General features: G+C 72.8%; 20 protein-coding genes and 1 pseudogene. 16 read left to right on the top strand and 5 right to left on the bottom strand.

Features of this window, described 5'->3' with window-relative positions:
* Nucleotides 1-101: 101 nt before the first annotated feature.
* Genes QOZ86_RS07630 through QOZ86_RS07595 form a run of 8 tightly spaced genes read left to right on the top strand, consistent with a single transcriptional unit; the run spans nt 102 to nt 7,152 of the window.
* Nucleotides 102-950 carry a helix-turn-helix transcriptional regulator gene (locus QOZ86_RS07630; protein ID WP_284491356.1) on the top strand — a complete coding sequence of 283 codons (849 nt, stop codon included), beginning with the start codon at nt 102-104 and terminating at the stop codon, nt 948-950.
* Entirely contained in the window at nt 947-2,386 is a 1,440-nt protein-coding gene (gene sufB / locus QOZ86_RS07625; protein ID WP_284491355.1) for a Fe-S cluster assembly protein SufB, read from the top strand. Before QOZ86_RS07630 ends, sufB begins: the two co-directional genes overlap by 4 nt.
* Nucleotides 2,386-3,723, top strand: a complete 1,338-nt coding sequence (gene sufD / locus QOZ86_RS07620; RefSeq protein WP_284491354.1) for a Fe-S cluster assembly protein SufD — start codon at nt 2,386-2,388, stop codon at nt 3,721-3,723. The genes sufB and sufD overlap by 1 nt, the downstream gene beginning before the upstream one ends.
* Nucleotides 3,724-3,725: 2 nt before the next feature.
* Complete coding sequence (locus tag QOZ86_RS07615; RefSeq protein WP_284491353.1) at nt 3,726-4,091, top strand: non-heme iron oxygenase ferredoxin subunit; 366 nt, start codon at nt 3,726-3,728, stop codon at nt 4,089-4,091.
* A gap of 17 nt (nt 4,092-4,108) precedes the next feature.
* Nucleotides 4,109-4,924, top strand: a complete 816-nt coding sequence (gene sufC / locus QOZ86_RS07610) for a Fe-S cluster assembly ATPase SufC (protein ID WP_284491352.1) — start codon at nt 4,109-4,111, stop codon at nt 4,922-4,924.
* Complete coding sequence (locus tag QOZ86_RS07605; protein WP_284491351.1) at nt 4,921-6,234, top strand: cysteine desulfurase; 1,314 nt, start codon at nt 4,921-4,923, stop codon at nt 6,232-6,234. Before sufC ends, QOZ86_RS07605 begins: the two co-directional genes overlap by 4 nt.
* Before the next feature lie 10 nt (nt 6,235-6,244).
* Nucleotides 6,245-6,751 carry a Fe-S cluster assembly sulfur transfer protein SufU gene (gene sufU / locus QOZ86_RS07600; RefSeq protein ID WP_284491350.1) on the top strand — a complete coding sequence of 169 codons (507 nt, stop codon included), beginning with the start codon at nt 6,245-6,247 and terminating at the stop codon, nt 6,749-6,751.
* Nucleotides 6,748-7,152, top strand: coding sequence for a metal-sulfur cluster assembly factor (locus QOZ86_RS07595; protein ID WP_269193641.1), 405 nt, complete (start codon nt 6,748-6,750; stop codon nt 7,150-7,152). The genes sufU and QOZ86_RS07595 overlap by 4 nt, the downstream gene beginning before the upstream one ends.
* Before the next feature lie 160 nt (nt 7,153-7,312).
* Here the strand turns inward: QOZ86_RS07595 and QOZ86_RS07590 are convergent, their stop codons facing one another.
* On the bottom strand, nt 7,313-9,136 hold the full coding sequence (locus QOZ86_RS07590; protein ID WP_284491349.1) for an SCO7613 C-terminal domain-containing membrane protein: 1,824 nt from the start codon (nt 9,134-9,136) through the stop codon (nt 7,313-7,315).
* Nucleotides 9,137-9,329: 193 nt separating this feature from the next.
* Here QOZ86_RS07590 and QOZ86_RS07585 point away from each other — a divergent pair, with 193 nt between their 5' ends.
* The 5 genes from QOZ86_RS07585 (at nt 9,330) to QOZ86_RS07565 (ending at nt 15,091) form a co-directional block, all read left to right on the top strand.
* Nucleotides 9,330-10,931: an ABC-F family ATP-binding cassette domain-containing protein gene (locus QOZ86_RS07585; protein ID WP_284491348.1), complete on the top strand. Its 1,602-nt coding sequence runs from the start codon at nt 9,330-9,332 to the stop codon at nt 10,929-10,931.
* Between the two features lie 292 nt (nt 10,932-11,223).
* Nucleotides 11,224-11,451, top strand: coding sequence for a helix-turn-helix domain-containing protein (locus QOZ86_RS07580; RefSeq protein WP_014376958.1), 228 nt, complete (start codon nt 11,224-11,226; stop codon nt 11,449-11,451).
* Nucleotides 11,452-11,601: 150 nt separating this feature from the next.
* Nucleotides 11,602-12,393, top strand: a complete 792-nt coding sequence (locus tag QOZ86_RS07575) for an enoyl-CoA hydratase/isomerase family protein (protein WP_284491347.1) — start codon at nt 11,602-11,604, stop codon at nt 12,391-12,393.
* A gap of 84 nt (nt 12,394-12,477) precedes the next feature.
* Entirely contained in the window at nt 12,478-14,373 is a 1,896-nt protein-coding gene (locus tag QOZ86_RS07570; protein ID WP_284491346.1) for an ABC transporter ATP-binding protein, read from the top strand.
* Nucleotides 14,374-14,626: 253 nt separating this feature from the next.
* Nucleotides 14,627-15,091: an SgcJ/EcaC family oxidoreductase gene (locus QOZ86_RS07565; RefSeq protein ID WP_284491345.1), complete on the top strand. Its 465-nt coding sequence runs from the start codon at nt 14,627-14,629 to the stop codon at nt 15,089-15,091.
* Nucleotides 15,092-15,178: 87 nt separating this feature from the next.
* On the opposite strand, the gene QOZ86_RS07560 is transcribed toward QOZ86_RS07565, so the two are convergent.
* From QOZ86_RS07560 to QOZ86_RS07545, 4 genes are all read right to left on the bottom strand, one after another.
* A complete protein-coding gene (locus QOZ86_RS07560) occupies nt 15,179-16,003 on the bottom strand; it encodes a DUF881 domain-containing protein (protein ID WP_284491344.1) in 825 nt (274 codons plus the stop codon).
* A 141-nt stretch (nt 16,004-16,144) separates the two neighbouring features.
* Nucleotides 16,145-16,852, bottom strand: coding sequence for a sirohydrochlorin chelatase (locus QOZ86_RS07555; RefSeq protein WP_284491343.1), 708 nt, complete (start codon nt 16,850-16,852; stop codon nt 16,145-16,147).
* Entirely contained in the window at nt 16,849-17,610 is a 762-nt protein-coding gene (locus tag QOZ86_RS07550; protein WP_284491342.1) for an SDR family oxidoreductase, read from the bottom strand. Before QOZ86_RS07550 ends, QOZ86_RS07555 begins: the two co-directional genes overlap by 4 nt.
* On the bottom strand, nt 17,610-20,465 hold the full coding sequence (locus QOZ86_RS07545; RefSeq protein WP_284491341.1) for an aconitate hydratase: 2,856 nt from the start codon (nt 20,463-20,465) through the stop codon (nt 17,610-17,612). The genes QOZ86_RS07550 and QOZ86_RS07545 overlap by 1 nt, the downstream gene beginning before the upstream one ends.
* A 262-nt stretch (nt 20,466-20,727) precedes the next feature.
* On the opposite strand from QOZ86_RS07545, the gene QOZ86_RS07540 reads away from it, so the two are divergent.
* The 3 genes and pseudogenes from QOZ86_RS07540 to QOZ86_RS07530 all read left to right on the top strand — a co-directional run.
* Complete coding sequence (locus QOZ86_RS07540) at nt 20,728-21,741, top strand: phosphatase PAP2 family protein (RefSeq protein ID WP_284491340.1); 1,014 nt, start codon at nt 20,728-20,730, stop codon at nt 21,739-21,741.
* Nucleotides 21,738-22,499 carry an SIR2 family NAD-dependent protein deacylase gene (locus QOZ86_RS07535; RefSeq protein ID WP_284491339.1) on the top strand — a complete coding sequence of 254 codons (762 nt, stop codon included), beginning with the start codon at nt 21,738-21,740 and terminating at the stop codon, nt 22,497-22,499. Before QOZ86_RS07540 ends, QOZ86_RS07535 begins: the two co-directional genes overlap by 4 nt.
* A 375-nt stretch (nt 22,500-22,874) precedes the next feature.
* Nucleotides 22,875-23,387, top strand: a pseudogene (locus QOZ86_RS07530) (hypothetical protein); the annotation flags it as partial.

Raw genomic sequence — 23,387 nt, 5'->3', positions numbered from 1 at the left:
ACGCCCGGCTTCGGTGACCATGCTCACGCGCGGGGGTCCAGGGCGTCGATTCTTAGGTCATCCTTGCTTGCGAGGTCGCCGAAATTGGACACACTCGTGTTGTGGAATCCCTCGCGGCGCACCCCCGGTCGTCGGCGCCCGCCGACGACGGGCGCACCCGTGACCGCGTTTCCGCCCTGCTCCTCGAGCACGGCCCGCAGACCGCCACCGAGCTCGCCGGGCGGCTGGGCGTGTCCCCGGCCGCCGTCCGCCGGCACCTGGACGCCCTGCTGGCGAGCGGTCGCGTCGAGGAGCGGCAGAGTCGTGACGCGCACCGCGGCCGCGGGCGGCCCGCCCGCCGCTTCCACCTCACCGACGCCGGACGCTCCGCCTTTCCGCACGCCTACGACGACCTGGCGCTGACCGCGCTGCGCTACGTCGCCGCCTCGGGCGGTCCGGACGCCGTCCGCGCCGTCGCCGAACAGCAGCTGGCGGGCCTGGAGGCGCGCGCTTCCAGCGCCGTCGCACAGGCCGTCGACGCCCGCCCCGGGCAGCCGGTCGACCGGGCCCAGGCCCTTGCCGCCGCGCTGACCGCGGAGGGCTACGCTGCCACCGCCTCGGCGATCTCCGGCGGTGGGCAGCTCTGCCAGCACCACTGCCCGGTGGCGCACGTCGCGGCGGAGTTCCCGCAGCTGTGCGAGGCCGAGACGGCGGTGATCGGCCGGCTCGTGGGCACCCACGTGCAGCGGCTGGCGACCATCGCCCACGGCGACGGCCTCTGCACCACCCACATCCCGGGGCCGCTGGTGCCCGGGACCGGCCGCGGCCGGGAGCACACCCGTGCGGGGAACAGATCGGCCCCCGCGCGCCCTGTACCCGGTGAGCGAGGAGTACCCCGGCCCGCCCGGGAGCGCACCGCACCGTCCAGCACCACCACCCCCACGAACGACCGGGAGAGGACGCCCGCATGACCACCACGCAGCCGGTGACCACCACGCCGCTGACCCAGGACGAGCAGATCGACCAGCTCGGCCGGTACAAGTACGGCTGGGCGGACGTCGACACCGCCGGTGCCTCGGCCCGTCGTGGCATCGACGAGGACGTCGTCCGCGACATCTCCACCCGCAAGGGCGAGCCCGAGTGGATGCTCGAGCGCCGGCTCAAGGCGCTGAAGCTTTTCGGCCGCAAGCCCATGCCCGACTGGGGCTCGGACCTGTCCGGCATCGACTTCCAGAACATCAAGTACTTCGTGAAGTCGACCGAGGCGCAGGCCACGTCGTGGGAGGAGCTCCCCGAGGAGATCCGCAACACCTACGACCGGCTGGGCATCCCGGAGGCCGAGAAGCAGCGCCTCGTCGCTGGCGTCGCCGCGCAGTACGAGTCCGAGGTCGTCTACCACCAGATCCGCGAGGACCTGGAGGAGCAGGGCGTCCTCTTCCTGGACACCGACACCGCCCTGCGCGAGCACGAGGACCTCTTCCGCGAGTACTTCGGCTCGGTCATCCCCGCCGGGGACAACAAGTTCGCCGCGCTGAACACGGCCGTCTGGTCGGGTGGCTCGTTCATCTACGTGCCGCCGGGCGTGAACGTCGAGATCCCGCTGCAGGCCTACTTCCGGATCAACACCGAGAACATGGGCCAGTTCGAGCGGACGCTCATGATCATCGACGAGGGCGCCTACGTGCACTACGTCGAGGGCTGCACCGCGCCGATCTACAAGAGCGACTCGCTGCACTCCGCGGTCGTCGAGATCATCGTCAAGAAGAACGCGCGCTGCCGGTACACGACCATCCAGAACTGGTCGAACAACGTCTACAACCTGGTGACGAAGCGGGCCGTCGCCCACGAGGGCGCGACCATGGAGTGGGTCGACGGCAACATCGGCTCCAAGGTCACCATGAAGTACCCGGCCGTCTGGATGACCGGCGAGCACGCCAAGGGCGAGGTGCTCTCGATCGCCTTCGCGGGCGAGGGCCAACACCAGGACGCCGGCGCCAAGATGGTGCACGCCGCGCCGCACACCTCCTCGACGATCGTGTCGAAGTCGGTGGCCCGGGGCGGTGGCCGCACCTCCTACCGCGGCCTGGTCCAGGTCGACGAGGGCGCCTACGGCTCCAAGTCGACGGTGAAGTGCGACGCGCTGCTGGTCGACACGATCAGCCGGTCGGACACCTACCCCTACGTCGACGTCCGCGAGGACGACGTCTCCATGGGGCACGAGGCCACCGTCTCCCGGGTCAGCGAGGACCAGCTCTTCTACCTGATGAGCCGCGGTCTGTCCGAGGACGAGGCCATGGCGATGGTGGTGCGAGGCTTCGTCGAGCCGATCGCCCGCGAGCTGCCCATGGAGTACGCCCTCGAGCTGAACCGGCTCATCGAACTGCAGATGGAAGGTGCAGTCGGCTGATGTCGGCAAGTCCTGAGAACACCAGCACGACCGACGCTCTCGCCGAGGACGTCGCCGTCGCCCCCGCCACCCTCGCCGGCGAGCTCTTCGCCGCGGGTGTGGGGGCGCAGGCGGGTCCGCCGACCACCCCGGCGCCGGGCACCGGCGCCGCCGGTCAGGCGTCCCCGGGTGCGCACTCGCACGGTGGCCCGGCGCCGACCGGCTCGCCGGCCGAGCGGTTCGCCTCGACCGACCCGGACGCCTTCGGCGTGCCCACGGGCCGGGAGGAGACGTGGCGGTTCACCCCGATGAAGCGGATCCGTCCGCTCCTGGACGGCGCCTCGTCGGACGCCCACCTCACCTGGACCACCGACCTGCCCGAGGGCGTCGAGCTGACCAGCGTCGAGGCCGGCGACCCGCTGCTCAAGGGCCTGCCCGACCCGGTCGACCGGCTGGCCGCGCTCGCCCGGCAGCGCAGCGGCGGCGCCGCCGTCGTCCGCGTGGCCGCCGAGGCGCAGCTGGACCGCCCGGTCACCCTCGGCCTGGCCGGCACCGGCTCCGACGAGGTCGTCTGGGGCCAGCTGGTCGTCGAGGTCGGTGCGTTCGCGAAGGCGACCGTCGTCCTGGATCACAGCGGCCTGGCCCGCTACGCCGGTGGCGTCACCGTGCTCGTCGGCGACAGCGCGCAGGTCACCCTCGTGTCCGTGCAGGACTGGGCGCCGGGCGCGGTCCACGGCGGTCAGTACGACGCCGTCGTCGGCCGGGACGCCACGTTCAGGCAGGTCGTGGTCACCCTCGGCGGCGACCTGGTCCGGCTGGTCAGCAACGTGCAGTACGCGGGTCCCGGCGGCTCGGCGGAGCTCTTCGGCGTCTACTTCGCCGACGAGACCCAGCACCAGGAGCACCGCCTCTGGGTCGACCACGCGGTGCCCAACTGCACCAGCAACGTGCTCTACAAGGGCGCGCTGCAGGGCGAGAGCGCCCGCACGGTCTGGATCGGCGACGTCCGCATCCGCCCTGCGGCGACCGGCACCGAGACCTACGAGCTCAACCGGAACCTGGTGCTCACCGACGGTGCCCGCGCCGACTCGGTGCCGAACCTGGAGATCGAGACCGGCGAGATCGTCGGCGCCGGCCACGCCAGCGCGACCGGCCGGTTCGACGACGAGCAGCTGTTCTACCTGTGCTCGCGTGGGATCGACGCCGAGACCGCCCGTCGCCTGGTGGTGCGCGGCTTCTTCGCAGACGTCGTCCAGCACATCGGCGTGAACGAGCTGCAGGACCGGCTGATGGCCTCCATCGACACCCGCCTGGGCGCACTGCCGGGTCTGGACGAGCAGCCGGTCGAGGTGGCCTGACCATGGCGTTCGAGCGGGTCTGCGCGCTCTCCGAGGTCCCAGAGGACGGGGCGCTGCGGGTGGAGCTGGCGGACATCGATGTCGCGGTCGTGCGGTTCGAGGGCGGGATCTACGCGCTCGAGGACCGCTGCTCGCACGCCGAGGTGGCACTCACCGACGGCGACGTCGAGATCTTCGACGGTGCCCCCACCATCGAGTGCGCCCTGCACGGCTCGTGCTTCGACCTGCGCACCGGCGAGCCCACCAACCTGCCGGCCACCGAGCCGGTGCCCGTCTACCCGGTCCGCGTGGAGGGGGAGGACGTGTACGTCGACACTGAGGCAGACGCAGCAGTCGACGACCGTCTTCCTCGCGCGGCCGCCAACTGAGGAGCGAGAAGTTGTCCGTGGACACCCAGACCGGCACCACCGCCGGCACGCCCAGCACCGGTTCGGTGCTGGAGATCCGCGACCTGCACGTCACCGTCGGGGAGGGGGACGACGCCAAGGAGATCCTCCGCGGCGTCGACCTCACCGTCCGTGCGGGCGAGACCCACGCGATCATGGGCCCCAACGGGTCGGGCAAGTCGACCCTGGCCTACTCGATCGCCGGCCACCCGAAGTACACGATCACCGGCGGCACCGTCACGCTCGACGGCGAGGACGTCCTCGAGATGAGCGTCGACGAGCGCGCTCGCGCCGGCCTGTTCCTCGCCATGCAGTACCCGGTGGAGGTCCCCGGCGTCTCGGTGTCGAACTTCCTGCGCACCGCCGCCACCGCCATCAAGGGCGAGGCACCGAAGCTGCGCACCTGGGTCAAGGACGTCAAGAGCGAGATGGAACAGCTCGAGATGAACCCGACCTTCGCCGAGCGCAACGTCAACGAGGGCTTCTCCGGCGGTGAGAAGAAGCGCCACGAGATCCTGCAGATGCGGCTGCTCAAGCCGCGCATCGCGATCCTCGACGAGACGGACTCCGGCCTCGACGTCGACGCGCTGCGGGTCGTCTCCGAGGGCGTCAACCGCACCCGCGAGGAGGGCCAGGTCGGCGTCCTGCTGATCACCCACTACACGCGGATCCTGCGCTACATCAAGCCGGACTTCGTGCACGTCTTCGTCAACGGCAAGGTCGTCGAAGAGGGCGGCGCCGAGCTGGCGGAGAAGCTGGAGAACGAGGGCTACGCCTCCTACCTCAAGGCCGCCGCGGAGGGGAACCAGGCATGACCCAGACCGTCTCGCGCTCCGGAGCCGGGGCGCAGCGAGCGCCCCTGCCTCTGGACGTCGAGGCGATCCGGGCCGACTTCCCGATCCTGACCCGCACCGTCCGGGACGGGAAGCGGCTGGTCTACCTGGACTCCGGGGCCACCTCGCAGAAGCCGCGCCAGGTGCTCGACGCCGAGCGCTGGTTCTACGAGAACGTCAACGCCGCGCCGCACCGGGGAGCTCACCAGCTCGCCGAGGAGGCGACGGGTGCCTACGAGGAGGCGCGGGCGAAGATCGGCGCGTTCATCGGGGCGCCGGAGAACGAGATCGTCTTCACCCGGAACACCACCGAGGCGATCAACCTGGTGGCGTACGCGATGAGCAACGCCGTCACGGCGAAGGAGCCGGAGTTCCGCACCTACGCCGTGGGCCAGGGCGACGAGATCGTGGTCACCGAGATGGAGCACCACGCCGACCTCATCCCGTGGCAGCAGCTGTGCGAGCGCACCGGGGCGACCCTGCGCTGGCTCGGGCTGACCGACGAGGGCCGGCTGGACCTCGCCGACCTCGACACCGTGGTGAACGAGCGCACCAAGCTCGTCGCGGTCACCCAGCAGTCGAACATCCTGGGCACGATCAACCCGCTCGAGGAGATCGTCGCCCGGGCCCACGCGGTGGGTGCTCTGGTGCTGGTCGACGGCGCGCAGTCGGTGCCGCACCAGCCGGTCGACGTCACGACGCTCGGCGCTGACTTCCTGGTGTTCTCCGGCCACAAGATGCTCGGGCCCACCGGCGTCGGCGTGCTGTGGGGCCGGTACGACGTACTCGACAAGCTGCCGCCGTTCCTGACCGGCGGCTCGATGATCGAGGTCGTGCGCATGGAGGGCAGCACGTTCATGCCGCCGCCGCAGCGCTTCGAGGCCGGCGTCCCGATGACCGCCCAGGTGGTCGGACTCGGTGCCGCCGTCGACTACCTGCAGGACCTCGGCATGGACAAGGTCGAGGAGCACGAGAAGGCGCTCACCGGCTACGCGCTGGAGAAGCTCGCCGAGATCCCCGGCGTGACGGTCATCGGCCCCGCCGACACCGTCGCCCGTGGGGGAGCCGTCTCCTTCACCGTCGAGGACATCCACCCGCACGACGTGGGACAGGTGCTCGACGACCTCGGCATCGCCGTCCGGGTGGGGCACCACTGCGCCTGGCCGGTGGTGCGGCGTTACGGCGTCCCGGCGACCACCCGGGCGACGTTCTACGTGCACACCGGATACGACGACATCGACGCGCTGGCCGAAGGAATTCGCGCGGCCCAGAAGTTCTTCGGAACGGTGTGAGGCGCATCTGATGCAGCTGGAGTCGATGTACCAGGAGATCATCCTGGACCACTACAAGAACCCGCACGGACGCGGTCTGCGGGATCCGTTCGATGCCGAGGTGCACCACGTCAACCCGACGTGCGGCGACGAGGTGACCCTGCGGGTGAAGCTCGATGGCGACACGCTCGCCGACGTGTCCTACGAGGGCATGGGCTGCTCGATCAGCCAGGCCTCGGTCTCGGCGATGCACGACCTCGTCGTCGGCAAGCCGGTGACCGAGGCGCTGGAGACCGGTGAGCACTTCATGACGCTGATGCAGGCGAAGGGCGACCCGTCGGTCGCCGAGAAGCTCGAGGACGAGCTGGAGGACGCCGTCGCGTTCGCCGGCGTCTCCAAGTACCCGGCGCGGATCAAGTGCGCGCTGATGAGCTGGATGGCCCTGAAGGACGCCAGCGCCCGGGCACTGTCGGTCGCCGACAGCGCCGGCGCGCCGGCCACCCACCCCACCGCCCCGACGACCGGAGGCCAGTCATGAGCGAGACCACCGAGAACGCCACGCCCGCAACCGACGGGGCGCCGGGTGACCTGCCGGCGTACAAGTCGGCGCTGCTGGAGGACCTCGAGGAGGCCATGCGCGACGTCGTCGACCCCGAGCTCGGCGTCAACGTCGTCGACCTGGGCCTCGTGTACGGCCTCGACGTCGACGACAGCAACGGCGACTCCAGCGTCGCGATCATCGACATGACGCTGACCTCGGCGGCCTGCCCGCTGACCGACGTCATCGAGGACCAGGCCCGCCAGGCCCTCACCGGCGGCCCCGGGCCGGGCCTGGTCGACGACATCCGGATCAACTGGGTCTGGATGCCGCCGTGGGGCCCGGACAAGATCACCGACGACGGCCGCGAGCAGCTGCGGGCGCTCGGCTTCCGCGTCTAGCAGCACCGGCTGGCCGAGGGGTGGCCGCCCGGCCTGACGGTAAGCCGCGTCGTGGCGCGGTTCACCCTCAGCTGATGCGGCCAGACCCCGGCGGCTGGCTACCGAGTCGGTTGCCGGTGACGTGCCGACGTTGACCGGTCAGAACAGATGATCGGCCTGGTCAGCGGAGGTCGGCGAGGCGGGCGGCGAAGCCGGCGACCGGGACGCGCTCGCGCCGCATCCCGATGAGCAGCAGCACGCTGCCCACGACGAGCGCGGTGCCCACCGGCCACGGAAGCGCGCGTACCGCGAGACCCACGGCGAGCACCAGCGCCGACGCCGACCCGACCATCAGCGGGGCGCGGATGCCGGCGCGGGCACCGGCCACCATCGCCACCGCCGCGACGGCCGGCACCAGCACCGCGCGCGGGGCATCGGGGGAGAGGACGGCGAGCGCGGTCGACGGCGCGGCCGCCGTCACCAGGCCCGGCCCCCAGGAAGGCCACGACGCCTCGCGCACCAGCCCGCGGCCGGCCGCGAGCAGCAAGCCGGCTGCGGCCGGGAGGCTGTAGGCCTCGACCACCCCGAGGCCGGCCACGGCGGCGACCATCCATCCGGCGAGGACCAGTTGCGCCGCCCCGATCCGCCAGCCCGCCGCCGAGCCGGTGTCGTCGTCCGGGGCCGCACCGGTCCGTCCGGTCCACCAGGCCCAGGCGAGCGTCGCCGTGCCCTGGACCGCCAGGTGCGCCGCCACGAGCCCGCGGTCGCCCTGGACGACGAGGAGCACCACGGCGATCACCGCGCAGGCCGCCGCAGCGGTCGACATGGCCCGGCGCGAGTCGTGCTCCAGGTGGGCGGCGGTGAGCACGGAGACCACGTACAGCACGGTGAGCAGGGTTGCCACGACGGCGGGGGAGGCCCAGCCGTCGGGCAGGCCCAGGAGAGCCGCCCCGGCCAGGCAGCCGACCGCGGTGGGCGCGGTCACCGGCCGGTCGCCGCGGCGGAGCGCCGCCACCCAGGTGGTCGGGACGGCGGTCAGCAGCAGCAGGAGCGCGATCTCCGACCAGTGCCAGCCGTGGAGCAGGCGCAGGATCGACAGCACGGCCAGCAGGACACCGCCGCTCAGCGCCACCGGCAGGAACAGCCCCCGCCGCCAGCCCGTCAGCTCGGCGGCGGCCGTGGCCGCGATGAGCACGCCCGTGAAGCCGGCCACCGCGACGACGACCGGTCCGCCGGCCGAGCAGGCCCCGGTCACGGCCACGGCGGAGACGGTGCCGGCGACGACCGGGACCAGACGGGGTGGCCCCAGCAGCACGTCGAGGGGGCGGCGCAGCCGCGCCAGCAGCAACCCGGCCCCCGCGGCGACGACGAGTGCGGCGGCCGGCCAGCGCTCGCCGGCGGCGGCCGTCCAGGCCTCGCGGGAGCTGCCGAGCACACCGGCCAGCCACCACGGCGCGGTCGTCGCCATCGTCAGCCGCGCGACCGACGGGCGCCCCCAGAGTGCGATGCCGAGGCCGAGCAGCACGACGCCCAGGAACAGCCCCGCGTGCAGCGCCTCCGGCACCCCGTCGAGGGCCCGCAGCACGGCCACCTGCCCGGCGGCCCACCCCGCCAGCGGCCACGCGGCGGGCGTCGGGGAGAGGCGGTGAAGGCCCAGGAAGACGCCCGCCAGGGCCAGTGGCAGCAGGGCGTCCCCGGCCGCCGGCGCGCCGAGGACGCCGCTACCGGCCAGCGCCAGGCCCGCACCGCTGGCGGCGAAGGTCTCGGCCGAAGTGCGCAGCCGGGCACGGTCGGCCCGGACCGAGATGGCGCCGGCGGTCGCCGCGAGCGCCAGGACAGCGGTGCGGACGAGCGGTCCGCCGTGCGAGGAGCCGAGCGCGGCCCCCGCGCTCACCAGCAGGACGGCGCCGACGGCGAGCAGCACCTGCGGCGGTCGGGCCCGGTACGGGAACGGGGGTGCCGGGGCGCGCCTCTGCGGCGCGGTCGCCGGCGTCCCCGAGGTCACCGCAGCTCCCTGCCCGTCGGGACGCCGCCCGAATCACCGGGACGGGCCGGTCGAGGTCGACCGGTGTCCCACCCGCAGTCGCCCTCTGCTCGCCGGTGGCAGCAGCGGCCGGCTGTCCCGGAGGGCGAGGTGCCGTCGATGTCACCCCGAGAGCGTTCGTGGTATCGGCCGGGAAGCGCCTACCCTGGGATCAGTGATCACCACGACCGGCCTCGAGTTGCGCGCCGGTGCCCGCATCCTCATCAGCGAGGCGCACCTGCGCGTGCAGCCCGGCGACCGCATCGGCCTGGTGGGGCGCAACGGTGCCGGCAAGACCACCACGCTCACCACGCTCGCCGGTGAGCGACTGCCGCACGCGGGCAAGGTGGAGGTCAGCGGCGAGATCGGCTACCTGCCGCAGGACCCGCGCAGCGGCGACCTGGACATCACCGCCAGCGACCGGGTGCTCTCCGGCCGCGGGCTCGACGTCCTGCGCAACCAGATGGTCAAGGCGCAGGTCGCGATGGCCGAGCCCGCCGACGACGCCGAGCGGGACAAGGCGGTCCGTCGCTACGGCCGCCTCGAGGACCAGTTCGCCGCGCTCGGCGGGTACGCCGCGGAGAGCGACGCCGCGCGCATCTGCACCAACCTCGGCCTGCCCGACCGCGTCCTGGCGCAGCCGCTGCGGACCCTGTCCGGCGGTCAGCGGCGCCGGGTCGAGCTCGCCCGCATCTTGTTCTCCGACGCCGAGACCCTGCTGCTCGACGAGCCCACCAACCACCTCGACGGCGACTCGATCACCTGGCTGAAGAGCTTCCTGTCCAGTCACAAGGGCGGTCTGATCGTCATCAGCCACGACGTCGAGCTGCTCGACGCCGTCGTCAACAAGGTGTGGCACCTGGACGCCAACCGGGCCACGGTCGACCTCTACAACCTCGGCTGGAAGCCCTACCTGGCGCAGCGGGAGACCGACGAGCGCCGACGCAAGCAGGAGCGGGCGAACACCGAGCGGAAGATCGACACGCTGAGCGCGCAGGCGGACAAGATGCGCGCCAAGGCCACCAAGGCCAAGGCCGCGAAGAGCATGGACAAGCGGGCCGAGCGGCTGGCCGCGGGGCTGGCCGACGTCCGGGTGCAGGACAGGGTCGCCAAGCTGCGGTTCCCGACGCCGGCGCCGTGCGGCCGGACGCCGCTGACCGCCGAGGGTCTGTCCAAGAGCTACGGGTCGCTGGAGATCTTCACCGACGTCGACCTGGCCGTGGACAAGGGCGCGCGGGTCGTCGTGCTCGGGCTGAACGGGGCCGGGAAGACGACGCTGCTGCGGATGCTGGCCGGCACGGAGAGTCCAGACACCGGTGAGGTCAAACCGGGGCACGGGCTGCGGGTCGGGTACTACGCCCAGGAGCACGAGACCATCGACATGGACCGGTCGTTGCTGGAGAACATGCGCTCGGCGGCGCCGGACAGCACCGACACCGAGCTGCGGCGGATCCTCGGCGCGTTCCTGTTCTCGGGTGAGTCCGTGGACCAGCGGGCGGGCACGCTCTCCGGCGGCGAGCGGACGCGGCTGGCCATGGCGACCCTCGTCGTCTCCGGCGCCAACGTGCTGCTGCTCGACGAGCCGACCAACAACCTCGACCCGGCCAGCCGCGAGCAGGTCCTCGAGGCGCTGCGCACCTACGCGGGGGCGATCGTGCTGGTCACCCACGACGAGGGCGCGGTGCGGGCGCTGAGCCCGGACAAGGTGATCCTGCTGCCCGACGGCACCGAGGACGCCTGGAGCGAGGACCTCGCCGACCTGGTCGAACTGGCGTAAGGGCCGGGCCGCCCTGGCCTCCCTGACCACCTGAGCCGCCCGACCGGATGGGGAGCCGGGCCACGGCGCGGCTCCCCATCCGCCCGCGCGGCTGGAGTCGCGGCGGCTGCGCCCCCTGCGGGCTCCGGGTCGGTGCGGGATCTTCCTTCGCGTGGCCGACGTGTTGTGTCTGGGTGATCATGGGTGCGCGGGAGCCGTGGTCGACGGGACGGCGGCACCAGGGCGACAGCGCCAACAACGGGCCGCCGCACGGGCCGGCACTGCCGGCCGGTGGCCGACACGGAGGGGAGCCATGGCCGACACGAGCACTGCGGACCTCGGCAAGGGGAAGCGGATCACCGGCGGAGACCGGTCCACGCTCGCCGACGAGCTGCGCAAGCGGTACGACGAGGGCGAGAGCATCCGGTCGCTCGCCACCTCGACGAACCGGTCCTACGGGTTCGTGCACCGGCTGCTGTCGGAGTCCGGGGCCTCGCTGCGCAGCCGCGGCGGGGCCAACCGGAACAGCAAGAAGACGTGAGTGAGCTTGCGAACGAACCGGTAGGCACAGCACCGCGCGGTCCGCGCCTGACGAGCGTCAGCGAGGCAGGGACGTGAGTGAGCTTGCGAACGAACCAGTAAACACAGCACCGCGCGGTCCGCGCCTGACGAGCGTCAGCGAGGCAGGGGCGTGACCGCAGACCCCACGAATTCGCTCTCCGCATCCGGCTGGGTGCGCACCAGCCGCGACGGCGCCGTCCTCACCGTCACCCTGGACCGCCCCGACCAGCTCAACGCCCAGACGCCGGCCACCTGGTCGGCGCTGGCCGAGGTCGGCGCCTCGCTCGACGACGACGTCCGCGTCATCGTCGTGCGCGGCGAGGGCCGGGCGTTCTCGGCCGGCCTCGACCGCAGCATGTTCGACACCTCGTCGACCGACGGCGGCGGGCTCGGGGAGCTCGTCCGGCTGCCCGTGGAGGAGGCGCAGGAGCGCATCCGGGCCTACCAGGCCGGTTTCCGCTGGCTCCGCTCGCCGGCGATCGTCTCGATCGCCGCGGTGCAGGGGCACGCCATCGGGGCCGGCGCCCAGCTGGCGCTCGCCTGCGACCTGCGGGTGTTCACCGAGGACGCGCAGCTGCGGCTCCCCGAGGTCACCCTGGGCCTGGTGCCCGACCTGACCGGCACCAGCACGCTGGTGGAGCTCGTCGGTTACTCGCGGGCGCTGGAGATGTGCATGACCGGCCGTGCGGTCGGGGCCGCGGAGGCCCGGGCGATCGGCCTGGCCACCCTCGTCGTCCCCGGTCCGGAGCTCGAGGACGCCGTCGCGGACCTCTCCGCTGCCCTCCTCTCGCCGCCGGTCGGCGCCAGCCGGGCGACCGCGGCGCTGGTGCGCTCCGCTGTCCGCAACGACTTCCCGACCCAGGACGCCGCGGAGCGGGCCGCCCAGGTACAGCGACTGCACGATCTCGCCGGCGGCCGCTGACCTCGCCGACCGCGGAACAAGCCGGGTCGCGCCCCGGTTGGACGAGCAGCCGGGGCCGCGACCGGCGGAACCCGAGGAGGCGCGGTGGACGGCCAATCCATGACCTCCATGGCCGCGATGCGGTCGTTCAGGCGAGACCCGTCGGTGACGGCGCGGCGGCTCCCCAAGGGCACCGTGCGGCGCATCCTCGGCATCGCCCGGCCGTACGAGCGCGAGCTGACCTTCTTCCTGCTCCTCGTCGTCGGCTCGTCGGTCATCGGCGTGATCACCCCGCTGCTCGCCGGCGACATCGTCAACCGCATCGCCGGCCTGGAGGGCACCGCGGCCGGCATCGTCCGGATCGCGCTGATCATCGCCGGGCTGGCGGTGATCGACGCAGGCATCTCGCTCGGCACGCGGTGGTTCTCCGCGCGCATCGGCGAGGGCGTCATCTACGACCTCCGCAGCCAGGTCTTCGAACACGTGCAGCGCATGCCCGTCGCGTTCTTCACCCGCACCCAGACCGGCGCCCTGGTCAGCCGGCTCAACAACGACGTCGTCGGTGCCCAGCAGGCGTTCACCTCGACGCTCTCGGGTGTCGTCTCCAACGTCATCGGTCTGGTGCTCACCGCCGCCGTCATGTTCACGCTGTCCTGGCAGATCACCCTGCTCTCGCTGGTGCTCGTGCCCGTGTTCGTCCTGCCCGCCCGCCGCATCGGCAGCCGGCTGCAGGAGATCACCCGGGAGTCCTACTCCCTGAACGCCTCGATGAATGCGACGATGACCGAACGGTTCAACATCGCCGGGGCGTTGCTGGTCAAGCTGTTCGGCCGGCCCAGCGCCGAGGCCGAGTCCTTCCGGGGCCGCGCCGCCCGCGTCCGCGACATCGGCGTGCTGTCGGCCATGTACGGCCGCACGTTCTTCACCGCGCTCACGCTGGTCGCGGCGCTCGCCACCGCGCTGGTGTACGGCCTCGGTGGCTGGCTGGCCTTCACCGGCACGCTGAGCGCGGGTGACGTCGTCGCCCTGGCGCTGCTGCTCTCGCGCCTCTACGGCCCGCTCACCGCGCTGTCGAACGTCCGGGTCGACGTCATGAGCGCGATGGTGAGCTTCGACCGGGTCTTCGAGGTGCTAGACCTCCCGCCCATGATCCAGCAGGCGCCCGACGCGGTCCCGGTGCCGGCCGAGGAGCGGTCGATCGAGTTCGACGACGTCTCGTTCAGCTACCCGGCCGCCGCGGACGTCTCGTTGCCGTCACTGGAAGAAGTGTCGCTGCCCGAGCACGGTGGCCCGGTCGCCGTCCTGCACGGGGTCTCCTTCCGGGTGGAGCCCGGGCAGCTGGTGGCGCTGGTCGGGCACTCGGGCGCCGGCAAGTCGACGATCGCGAACCTCGTGCCTCGGCTGTACGACGCGACCAGTGGCACGGTTCGGGTCGGGGGAGTGGACGTGCGTCTCGCCACCCTGGCGTCGATGCGCGACGCGATCGGCGTCGTCAGCCAGGACGCGCACCTGTTCCACGACACCATCCGGGCCAACCTGCGCTACGCCCGCCCGGAGGCCACCGAGGAGCAGCTGTGGGAGGCGCTCGGTGGAGCGCGCATCGCCGAGCTGGTGCGCTCGCTGCCCGAGGGGCTGGAGACCGTGGTGGGCGACCGTGGCTACCGCCTCTCCGGCGGGGAGAAGCAGCGTCTGGCGATCGCGCGGGTGCTGCTCAAGGCGCCGGGCATCGTGATCCTGGACGAGGCGACGGCGCACCTGGACAGCGAGTCCGAGGCCGCCGTGCAGCGCGCGCTCGACACGGCGCTGGCCGGGCGCACGTCGCTGGTCATCGCCCACCGGCTCTCCACCATCCGCAGCGCCGACCAGATCCTGGTGGTCGACGAGGGGCGGATCATCGAGTCCGGGACCCACGACGAGCTGCTCGCCCGCAGCGGCCGCTACGCCGATCTGTACCGCACCCAGTTCGTGCAGGGCGACCGCGGTGCGCTCGCGGTCGGGTGACCGCATCGATCGCCGGCGTGGCTCTGCGCGCACGACCGCACACGTTGGGTCCGGGGCGCTCGGTACGGACCGGAAACGGGCAGATGAGACGGCGTGTGGCACCGGCGAGCATCGAACGGCGGGGGTACCCGGAGCACTACCGTCACTCCTGTCCCAGGCGGCCGCAGCCCGGGGCACGTGACCGGGCTGGCGCGGTCACGCAGAACCACAGCACCCGTCGGGACGCACCGGCGACCGCCAGCGAGGAGGAGACGTGACCGCAGCGCACCCGCAGGACACCCAGATCCGTTCGCTCTACGCCGAGTTCATCGACGGGTGGAACCGACGCAGCGGCGCGGCGGTGGCGGCCGGGTTCGCCGACGACGGCGACATCATCGGGTTCGACGGCAGCCACCACCGTGGCCGGCTGTCGATCGCGGCGGACCTGCGCCAGGTCTTCGGCTCGCACCAGACCCCTGCCTACGTCGCGGTGGTCCGCTCTGTCCGACCGGTGGCGCCGGACGTCGCGATGCTCACCGCGCACGCGGGGATGATCCCGGCCGGCGGCAGCGACCTGGACCCGGCCCTCAACGCCGTGCACACCATGATCGCGGTGGACGAGGGACGTGGCCGGTGGCGCATCTCGCTGTTCCAGGCCACCCCGGCGGCCTGGCACCAGCACCCCGAGGCCCGTGAGGCGCTCACCGACGAGTTGCGGGGCCTGCTCATCCCGCAGTGACGGTTCCGTCGACGATCACACTTGTCGGCTTCCGCGCCTCGGTCCGCTCCTCGCTCGCTGGCGCTCGCTGCGATGCTCCCGAGGCTGTCAGTCGACGACGGCGTCGACGACGAGGGAGTCGACCTGCTCGACGCGGGCTTCGCCGCCTACCCGGCCGATGTCGGCGACGACCCCGCCGGAGACGTTCAGCGCGACCTCCATCGCCGCGGGCGGCCCGACGGCGCGGAACTCGTACGGCGCGCTGAGCGGCTCTCCGTCGATGCGCAGGTCGCCGGGCGTGCCGGTGACGGCGCTGGAGACGACGATCCGCACGCCGTCCACCTCCATGGCCTCGGCGCCGGCGCCCCGGAGCTCCTGGATCGCACCCAGGACCACTGATGCGGGCACGGCCCCGTCGGGGTCCCGGACGGTCAGGCGCAGGCCGGGGCCGCTGGCCGGCAGGGTGCCGGCCAGGATGCCGATCGCCTGCGCGCGGGAGCGGGCCTCCTCCAGCGCCGCGCCGGACTCCTGCCGGCCGCTGCTGAGGTCCTCGACGGTCTGCCGGGTCTCGCCGATCTGCTGGCGGAGCGTCTCCTCGCGCTGGTTGATCTCGTCGAGGATGACCACGAGGTCCTCCTCGCGCCCGACGACCTCGTCCTGGGGCTCGGCAGTGGTCCGGATCTGGGTGGTGAGGGCGAACCCGAGGGCCACGGTGACCGCGGCGGTCGCCACGGCGGCCACCGGCCGGCTCCAGCCGCGGCGGGAGTCTGACCCTCGAGTGGAGGACGAGGCTTCGTCCTCCGGTGCCGCGTCGTCGCCGGCCTCCACAGGGGCATCCGCGGCGGTCGAGCCGTCGGAGGGCGGCACGGTGGGCGCGTCGCCGCGCCGGTCGGTCGGCGAGGGGTTCTCGTCGGTTCGCGGCTCGCCGTCCATCGCTTCCACAGTAGGTCAGCGGCACGCGCCGCCGGTGGCGTCCGGCCCGGATGGGAGGGCCGGGGCGGGTGGTGCACGGTTCAGCGGCCGCCCGGCCGCGGGGAGTCGCCGAGGTGGGATCGCGGCAGGCCTCTCGGCCGGTCAGGTCGCCGGGAGGGCCGCCTCGTAGCGGTCGACGAGGACGGCGGCGATCCGGTCGTCGGGCAGCAGCGGGGCGGTCACGAGGTCCGCCCCGGCCCCGGCGAGCTTGTCGTGGAAGTGTCCCGGTGCCAGCAGGTAGGACGCCACCACCACCCGCTCCGCGCCTCCGGTTCGGGCCGCGGCCACCGCGTCGGGGACCGGGGGCCGGGCCGCCGAGCCGTAGCCGGTGGTCACCGGGCCGGCCCAGTCCTGCTGCAGCAGGTCGGCGGTGTCCTCCACGTCGGCCACCGAGCGCGGGTCGCTGGAGCCGGCGGCGGCGAGGACGACGGCGGTGAGCGGGTCGCGCGGGTCGGCGCCGGCTGCGACCAGCCGGTCGCGCAGCACGGCGGCCAGCCGGGGGTCGGGCCCGAGCGGGCGGGCCGCGACGGTCCCCGGCGCACCGGCCACGGCCTGCGCGATGTCGACGTGCACGTGGTATCCGCCGGACAGCAGCAGCGGCACCACGACCGCGGCGCGGCCCGAGGCCGAGAAGCCTGCGACCACGTCGACGACGGTGGGCGGCTGCACGTCGACGAAGGCAGCGGTCGTGATCAGCCCGGGGCGCAGCCGCCGGGCGGCGAGGGCCAGTTCGGCGATCAGCCGGCGGCCGGTGGGATTGCGGGTCCCGTGCGCGCAGGCGACGAGGACAGGGGCCTCGGCGCCGGTCACAGGGCCCGGAGAGCGCCGCCGTCGACCGGCAGCATCACCCCGGTCAGGTAGGAGGCGGCGGGGGAGAGCGCGAAAGCGGCGACCGCGCCGAACTCCTCCGGTCGCCCGACCCGCCGCAACGGGACGGCCGACTCCGTACGGGCACGCATCGCCGCGGGGTCCCCGCTGGCGGCCTCGATCTCGGTGATCCGGTCGGTGGCGATGGTGCCCGGCAGCAGCCCGAACACCCGGATGCCCCGCGGGCCGAGCTCGTCGGAGAGTGCCTTCGCGGTCATGGCCAGGCCTGGGCGCAGGCCGTTGCTGATGGCGAGATGGGGGACCGGCTGACGCACCGACGTGGACAGCACGAAACCGATGGCTGCCCCCTCGCCGAGGTGCGGTACGAGGGCCTTGACCAGCCGCAGCGGCCCCAGCAGGACCGAGTCCACCGCCGACCGCCAGGCGTCCTCGCCGACGTCGAGCACCGAGCCGGGGGTCGGCCCTCCGACGCTGAGCAGCGCGCCGTCGATCCGTCCGAGCCGTTCCCCGGCCTCGGCGACCAGCCGCTCCGCGGCGTCGGGAGCCGCGAGGTCAGCCGGCACGCCGGAGGCCGCCGGCGCCCCTCCGAGAGAGGCGACGGCGGCGTCCACGGCGTCGGCTTCCCGGGAGCTGACCAGCACTCGGGCGCCGTCGTCGACCAGGGCGCGGGCGGTCGCGAACCCGAGCCCCCGGCTCGCGCCGGTGAGCAGGTATCCGCGACCGCCCAGCCCCAGGTCCATCAGGCGGCCGAGCCCCGCAGCGACCGCAGGACGTACTGCATGATCCCGCCGTTGCGGTAGTAGTTCGCCTCGCCGGGGGTGTCGATGCGGACGCGGGCGTCGAACTCCACGTCTCCGGCCTGGACCTTCACCGTGCGCGGCACCGAGCCGTCGTTGAGGGCGGTGATCCCGGTGATCGTGAACTCCTCGTCACCGCTCAGGCCGAGCGACTCGCGGTCCTGGCCCTCGGGGAACTGCAGCGGCAGGACGCCCATGCCGATGAGGTTCGAGCGGTGGATCCGCTCGTAGCTCTCGGCGATGACCGCCTTGACGCCCAGCAGCGCCGTGCCCTTGGCCGCCCAGTCGCGCGACGAGCCCGAGCCGTACTCCTTGCCGGCCAGCACGACCAGCGGGATGCCGGCGTCGATGTAGGCACGCGAGGCGTCGTAGATCGTCGTCGTCTCGCCGGTCAGGTGGTTCTTGGTGACGCCATCCTCGGTGCCGGGCACGAGCTGGTTGCGCAGCCGGATGTTGGCGAAGGTGCCGCGGATCATCACCTCGTGGTTCCCGCGCCGGGAACCGTAGGAGTTGAAGTCGCGACGGTCCACGCCGTGCTCGCGCAGGTACGTGCCCGCGGGGCTGTCGGCCTTGATGGAGCCGGCCGGCGAGATGTGGTCGGTGGTCACCGAGTTCCCGAGCACCGCCAGGGTGCGGGCGCCGGAGATGTCCTCGACCGGAGCCGGCTCGGCCGGCATCCCCTCGAAGTACGGAGGACGCCGCACGTAGGTGCTCTCCGCGTCCCACTCGAAGGTGTTCCCGGTCGGCGTGGGCAGGTTCTGCCACTGTTCCGTGCCGGCGAACACGTCCTCGTAGCTGCTGCCGAACTGCTCTGCCGAGACGGCGTGGTCGATGACCCGCTGCACCTCCTGCGGCGAGGGCCAGATGTCGCGCAGGAAGACGTCGTTGCCGTCGGTGTCCTGACCCAGGGGGTCGTTGTTCAGGTCGACGTCCATGGACCCGGCCAGCGCGTAGGCGATGACCAGCGGCGGCGACGCCAGGTAGTTCATCTTGACGTCGGGGTTGATCCGGCCCTCGAAGTTGCGGTTGCCCGAGAGCACCGAGACGACGGCGAGGTCGGCCTCGTTCACCGCGGCCGACACCGGCTCGGGCAGCGGGCCGGAGTTGCCGATGCAGGTGGTGCAGCCGTAGCCGACCAGGTAGAAGCCGAGCTTCTCCAGGTACGGCGTGAGCTCGGCCTTCTCGTAGTAGTCCATGACGACCTTGGACCCGGGGGCCAGCGTCGTCTTCACCCACGGCTTGCTGGTCAGCCCGCGCTCCACGGCGTTCTTGGCCAGCATGGCCGCGCCGATCATGACCTGCGGGTTGGAGGTGTTGGTGCAGGAGGTGATCGCGGCGATCACCACGTGGCCGTGGTCGACCTCGGTCTCCGTACCGTCCTCCATGACGACCTTCGTCGGCTTGCGCGGCCGCTCGGCCACGGCATGCCCGTCGACGTGGTGCGGCTTGCCGGCCTCACCGTTGCCGTGCGCGAACGGGCTCACCGGGTCCGAGGCGGGGAAGGACTCGGCCGAGGCCTCGTCGGCCTCCGACTCGACGCCGTAGGGCTGCTGCTGACCGGGGACGCCGGCCTTGCGGTCCTCGCCGCCGGTCTCGTCGTCGGCCACGTACTCGGCCAGCGCCTCGCGGAAAGCGGGCTTGGCGTCGGTGATGGCGACCCGGTCCTGCGGGCGCTTCGGGCCGGCGATCGACGGGACGACGGTCGCGAGGTCGAGCTCCAGGTACTCGGAGAACGCCGGCTCGCGGGACGCGTCGTGCCAGAGGCCCTGCTCCTTGGCGTAGGCCTCGACCAGCTTGACCTGCTCCTCGCTGCGCCCGGTGAGCTGCAGGTAGGTGATGGTCTCCTCGTCGATGGGGAACATCGCCGCGGTGGAGCCGAACTCCGGGCTCATGTTGCCGATGGTGGCGCGGTTGGCCAGCGGCACGGCGGAGACGCCCTCGCCGTAGAACTCGACGAACTTCCCGACCACGCCGTGCTGGCGCAGCATCTCGGTGATGGTGAGGACCAGGTCGGTGGCGGTGGCGCCGTCCGGCAACTGGCCGGAGAGCTTGAAGCCGACCACGCGGGGGATCAGCATCGAGACGGGCTGACCGAGCATCGCGGCCTCGGCCTCGATGCCGCCGACGCCCCAGCCCAGGACGCCGAGACCGTTGACCATCGTGGTGTGGCTGTCGGTGCCCACGCAGGTGTCGGGGTAGGCGATCACACGGTCGCCCTCCTGCCGGGGGAAGATCACGCGGGCCAGGTGCTCGATGTTGACCTGGTGGACGATGCCGGTGCCCGGGGGGACGACCTTGAAGTCGCTGAACGCGCCCTGGCCCCAGCGCAGGAACTGGTAGCGCTCGCCGTTGCGCTCGTACTCGATCTCGACGTTGCGCTGGAACGAGTCCTCGGTGCCGAAGATGTCGGCGATGACGGAGTGGTCGATGACCAGCTCGGCCGGAGCCAGCGGGTTGATCTTCTGCGGGTCGCCGCCGAGCTCGGCCATGGCCTCGCGCATGGTCGCCAGGTCGACGATGCAGGGGACACCGGTGAAGTCCTGCATGACCACGCGAGCGGGGGTGAACTGGATCTCCTGGTCGGGCTCGGCCGACGGGTCCCAGTTCGCGATCGCCCGGATGTGGTCGGCGGTGATGTCCGCGCCGTCCTCCGTGCGCAGCAGGTTCTCGAGGAGGACCTTCAGGCTGAAGGGCAGCTTCTCGGAGCCCTCCACCGCGTCGAGCCGGTAGATGTCGTAGTCGGTGCCGTCGACGGAGAGCGTCGACCGTGCACCGAAGGTGTCCTTGCTGGCTGCCACTTCTCTGCGCCTACCCCTCGTGGTTCATCACGCGTCGTTGACCACCCTCGATCATCCCAGCTCGCCCGCCGGAGCACCGAGTCAGGCGACCCTTCCCTCACCCGGTGACCCGTGTCACGTCCGAGGAAACCCGGCGGGGCCGGTGGACGTCGGCGTCCCTTCTGTCCGTGACGCCGCACGAGCCCCAACCGCGCACCTCGGAGCGGCGTGCCGCGGACAGGAGCGTCCTGCTGCGGCTCCCGTGCGGTTACGGTCCCGCGCCATGACCGCGGTCGACTCACCGGCACCCGTCCTGGCGGCGGCTGGTCCGGCACCCGTGCAGCCGGCCGGCGCCGGCACGGAGGGCCGGAGCCGCGGGGCGCGACTGCTCACGCCCGTCCTCTGGACCGCCCTGGGCATCGCCTTCGCGGCCACCTGCGCGGTCCGCGGGCTGCCGACCGACCGGTTGGTCCTGCTCGGCTGGGTGCTGGCGGGGCTGGTCGTCTCGGCGGCCACGCACGGCTGGCGCCGCGTCGTGCGCCTGCTGGCGGACTGGCTGCCGCTGGCGGCCGTGCTGCTGGCCTACGACGCCACCCGAGGCCTCGCCGACGGGCTCGGCATGCCGGTGCACGTGCGCGAGCTGGCCGACGCCGACCGGTGGCTCGGCGGTGGCGTGCTGCCCACCGTCTGGCTGCAGGAGCACGTGCAGGCCGACTGGTGGAAGGCCCTGGCGACGCTGATCTACAGCAGCCACTTCGTGCTCACCCCCGTGGTGCTCGCCGTCCTGTGGCTGCGCGATCGGGCCCGCTGGGCCCGGTGCGCGCGGCTGGTGGTGGCGCTCTCGCTCGCCGGTCTGGTGACCTACGTGCTCTACCCGGCGGCGCCTCCGTGGCTGGCCGCCAAGCAGGAGGTCATCGAGCCGGTCGACCGGATCAGCAGCGCCGGCTGGGCCGTGCTCGGGCTGCCGCGGGCCGGCGTCCTGCTCGACACCAGCCAGGGCCAGGTGAACCTGGTCGCCGCGGTGCCGTCCCTGCACACGGCCTTCGCCGTCCTCATGTGCATCGTGCTGCTGCCGCTGGCGCGCCGGTCCTGGCAGCGGGTGTCGCTGGTGGCCTACGCGTTGCTCATGCCCCTGGTGCTGGTCTGGTCGGGTGAGCACTACGTCGTCGACACGCTGCTCGGCGCGGCCTACGCCTGCGCCGTCGTCCTGCTCGTGCCGCAGGCCGGGCGGGCGGTGCGCGCGGGTACCCGCCGTGCGGCGCGCGCCGCCGGGCGGCCCTTACCGTGGCGGGCGTGACCGGCGTCGTCCCCGACCCCCTGCCCGGTTGGCTGACCGCCGCCACGGGGATCACGGCGCTCACCGGTGCGGGGATCTCCACCGACAGCGGCATTCCCGACTACCGCGGCCCCGACGGCGTCTGGACCAAGGATCCGGACGCAGAGAAGCTCGTGACGCTCTCCTACTACGTGCGCGATCCCGACATCCGGCGCCGGGCCTGGCTGATGCGCCGTGACTTGGGGGCGCGCGACCTCGCGCCCAACGCCGGGCACGCCGCACTGGTCGACCTCGACCGGCAGGGGCGGCTGCGCACGCTGATCACCCAGAACGTGGACGGGCTGCACCAGGCGGCCGGCTCGACGCCGGAGCGGGTGCTGGAGATCCACGGCACCGTGCACGAGGTCGAGTGCCTGGGGTGCCGCGCGCGGACGACGATGCACGAAGCGCTGGACCGGGTCGCCGCGGGGGAGCCCGACCCCGCGTGCCTGGTCTGCGGCGGGATCCTGAAGTCGGCGACGATCAGCTTCGGGCAGATGCTGGACCCCGAGGTGATCGAGGCCGCCGTGGACGCGGCCGCGGACTGCGATGTCTTCCTCGCCGTCGGCACCTCGCTGACCGTGCACCCGGCCGCGGGCCTGGTCGACATCGCCGTGCGGCACGGGGCCCGGGTGGTCGTGGTCAACGCCGAACCGACGCCCTACGACGACGTCGCGGACCTGGTCGTCCGCGAGCCGATCGGGTCCGCACTTCCACGACTGGTGGCGCCGCCGGCGTGATCGGGCGTTCTGCGCCTCGTGCCAGACCGCCACCGCGCTGTCGGGCGTCTCGCTGGTCCTCGCGCTGTCCGAGGCGCCGGGCCTGACGGCAGCTGTGGAAGCGGTAGTCCCACCGGTCCCGCCCGGAGTGGACGACGTCCGTGCGGCCGACCGCGGGGTCGAAGACTCCGCGGCCGACCGCCCCCACCGTGCCTGCTCCGGGCCGTATCTGCTGCGCGTCCTCGTCGTGGCCCACGCCTGTCGGCATGCCGGTCCCCGCGGGCAGGAGGTGCATGCGCCGGCTTCGTCCGCGGGGCCCGGTGAGGAACCTGACCGGACGTCCGGCGTCCTCGTCGGGCGCGGAAAAGTGTCAGACCCCGTCCCTATGGTCGTGGCATGTCGTCGGGTGTGGGGTTCGCGGTCGGGGTGACCGTGATGCCGGTCGGTGGCGTGCCTTCGGAGTGGGAGCTGGCCGATCCTGATCCGCTGCCGCGGTTGGGGGAGCCGTTGTCGGCGTGGTTGCCGGCCCGGCGGAGCGCGGGTGAGGCGGCGGCGCTGCTCCAGCAGATCGTGGTGGCCGAGGCGCAGTTGGCGGCGTTGCGGGCGGAGCTGGTGATGGATCTGGCCGCGGCCCGCCCGGCGCCGCCGGACCCGTTACCCGGTGGGGAGGGCGCGGGTGCGGTCGGCCCCGCGGGGGTCAGTGAGTTCGTGCCCGACGAGCTGGCGCTGGTGCAGAACTGCAGCCGGGCGGCGGCTGTCACGCTGCTGGAGCACGCCGAGGTGCTGACCACCGTGCTGCCGGCCACCTATGCGGAGCTGTGCCTGGGGCGGCTGGACTGGCCCCGTGCTCGGGCGATCGCCGCCGAGGTGGCCGTCACCGGGCGGGACACCGATCCGGCGGTGATCGCC

The organism is Blastococcus capsensis (genome assembly GCF_030165005.1).
Lineage (GTDB): Bacteria > Actinomycetota > Actinomycetes > Mycobacteriales > Geodermatophilaceae > Blastococcus > Blastococcus capsensis.
This window is presented reverse-complemented; position numbering and strand designations above follow the sequence as displayed.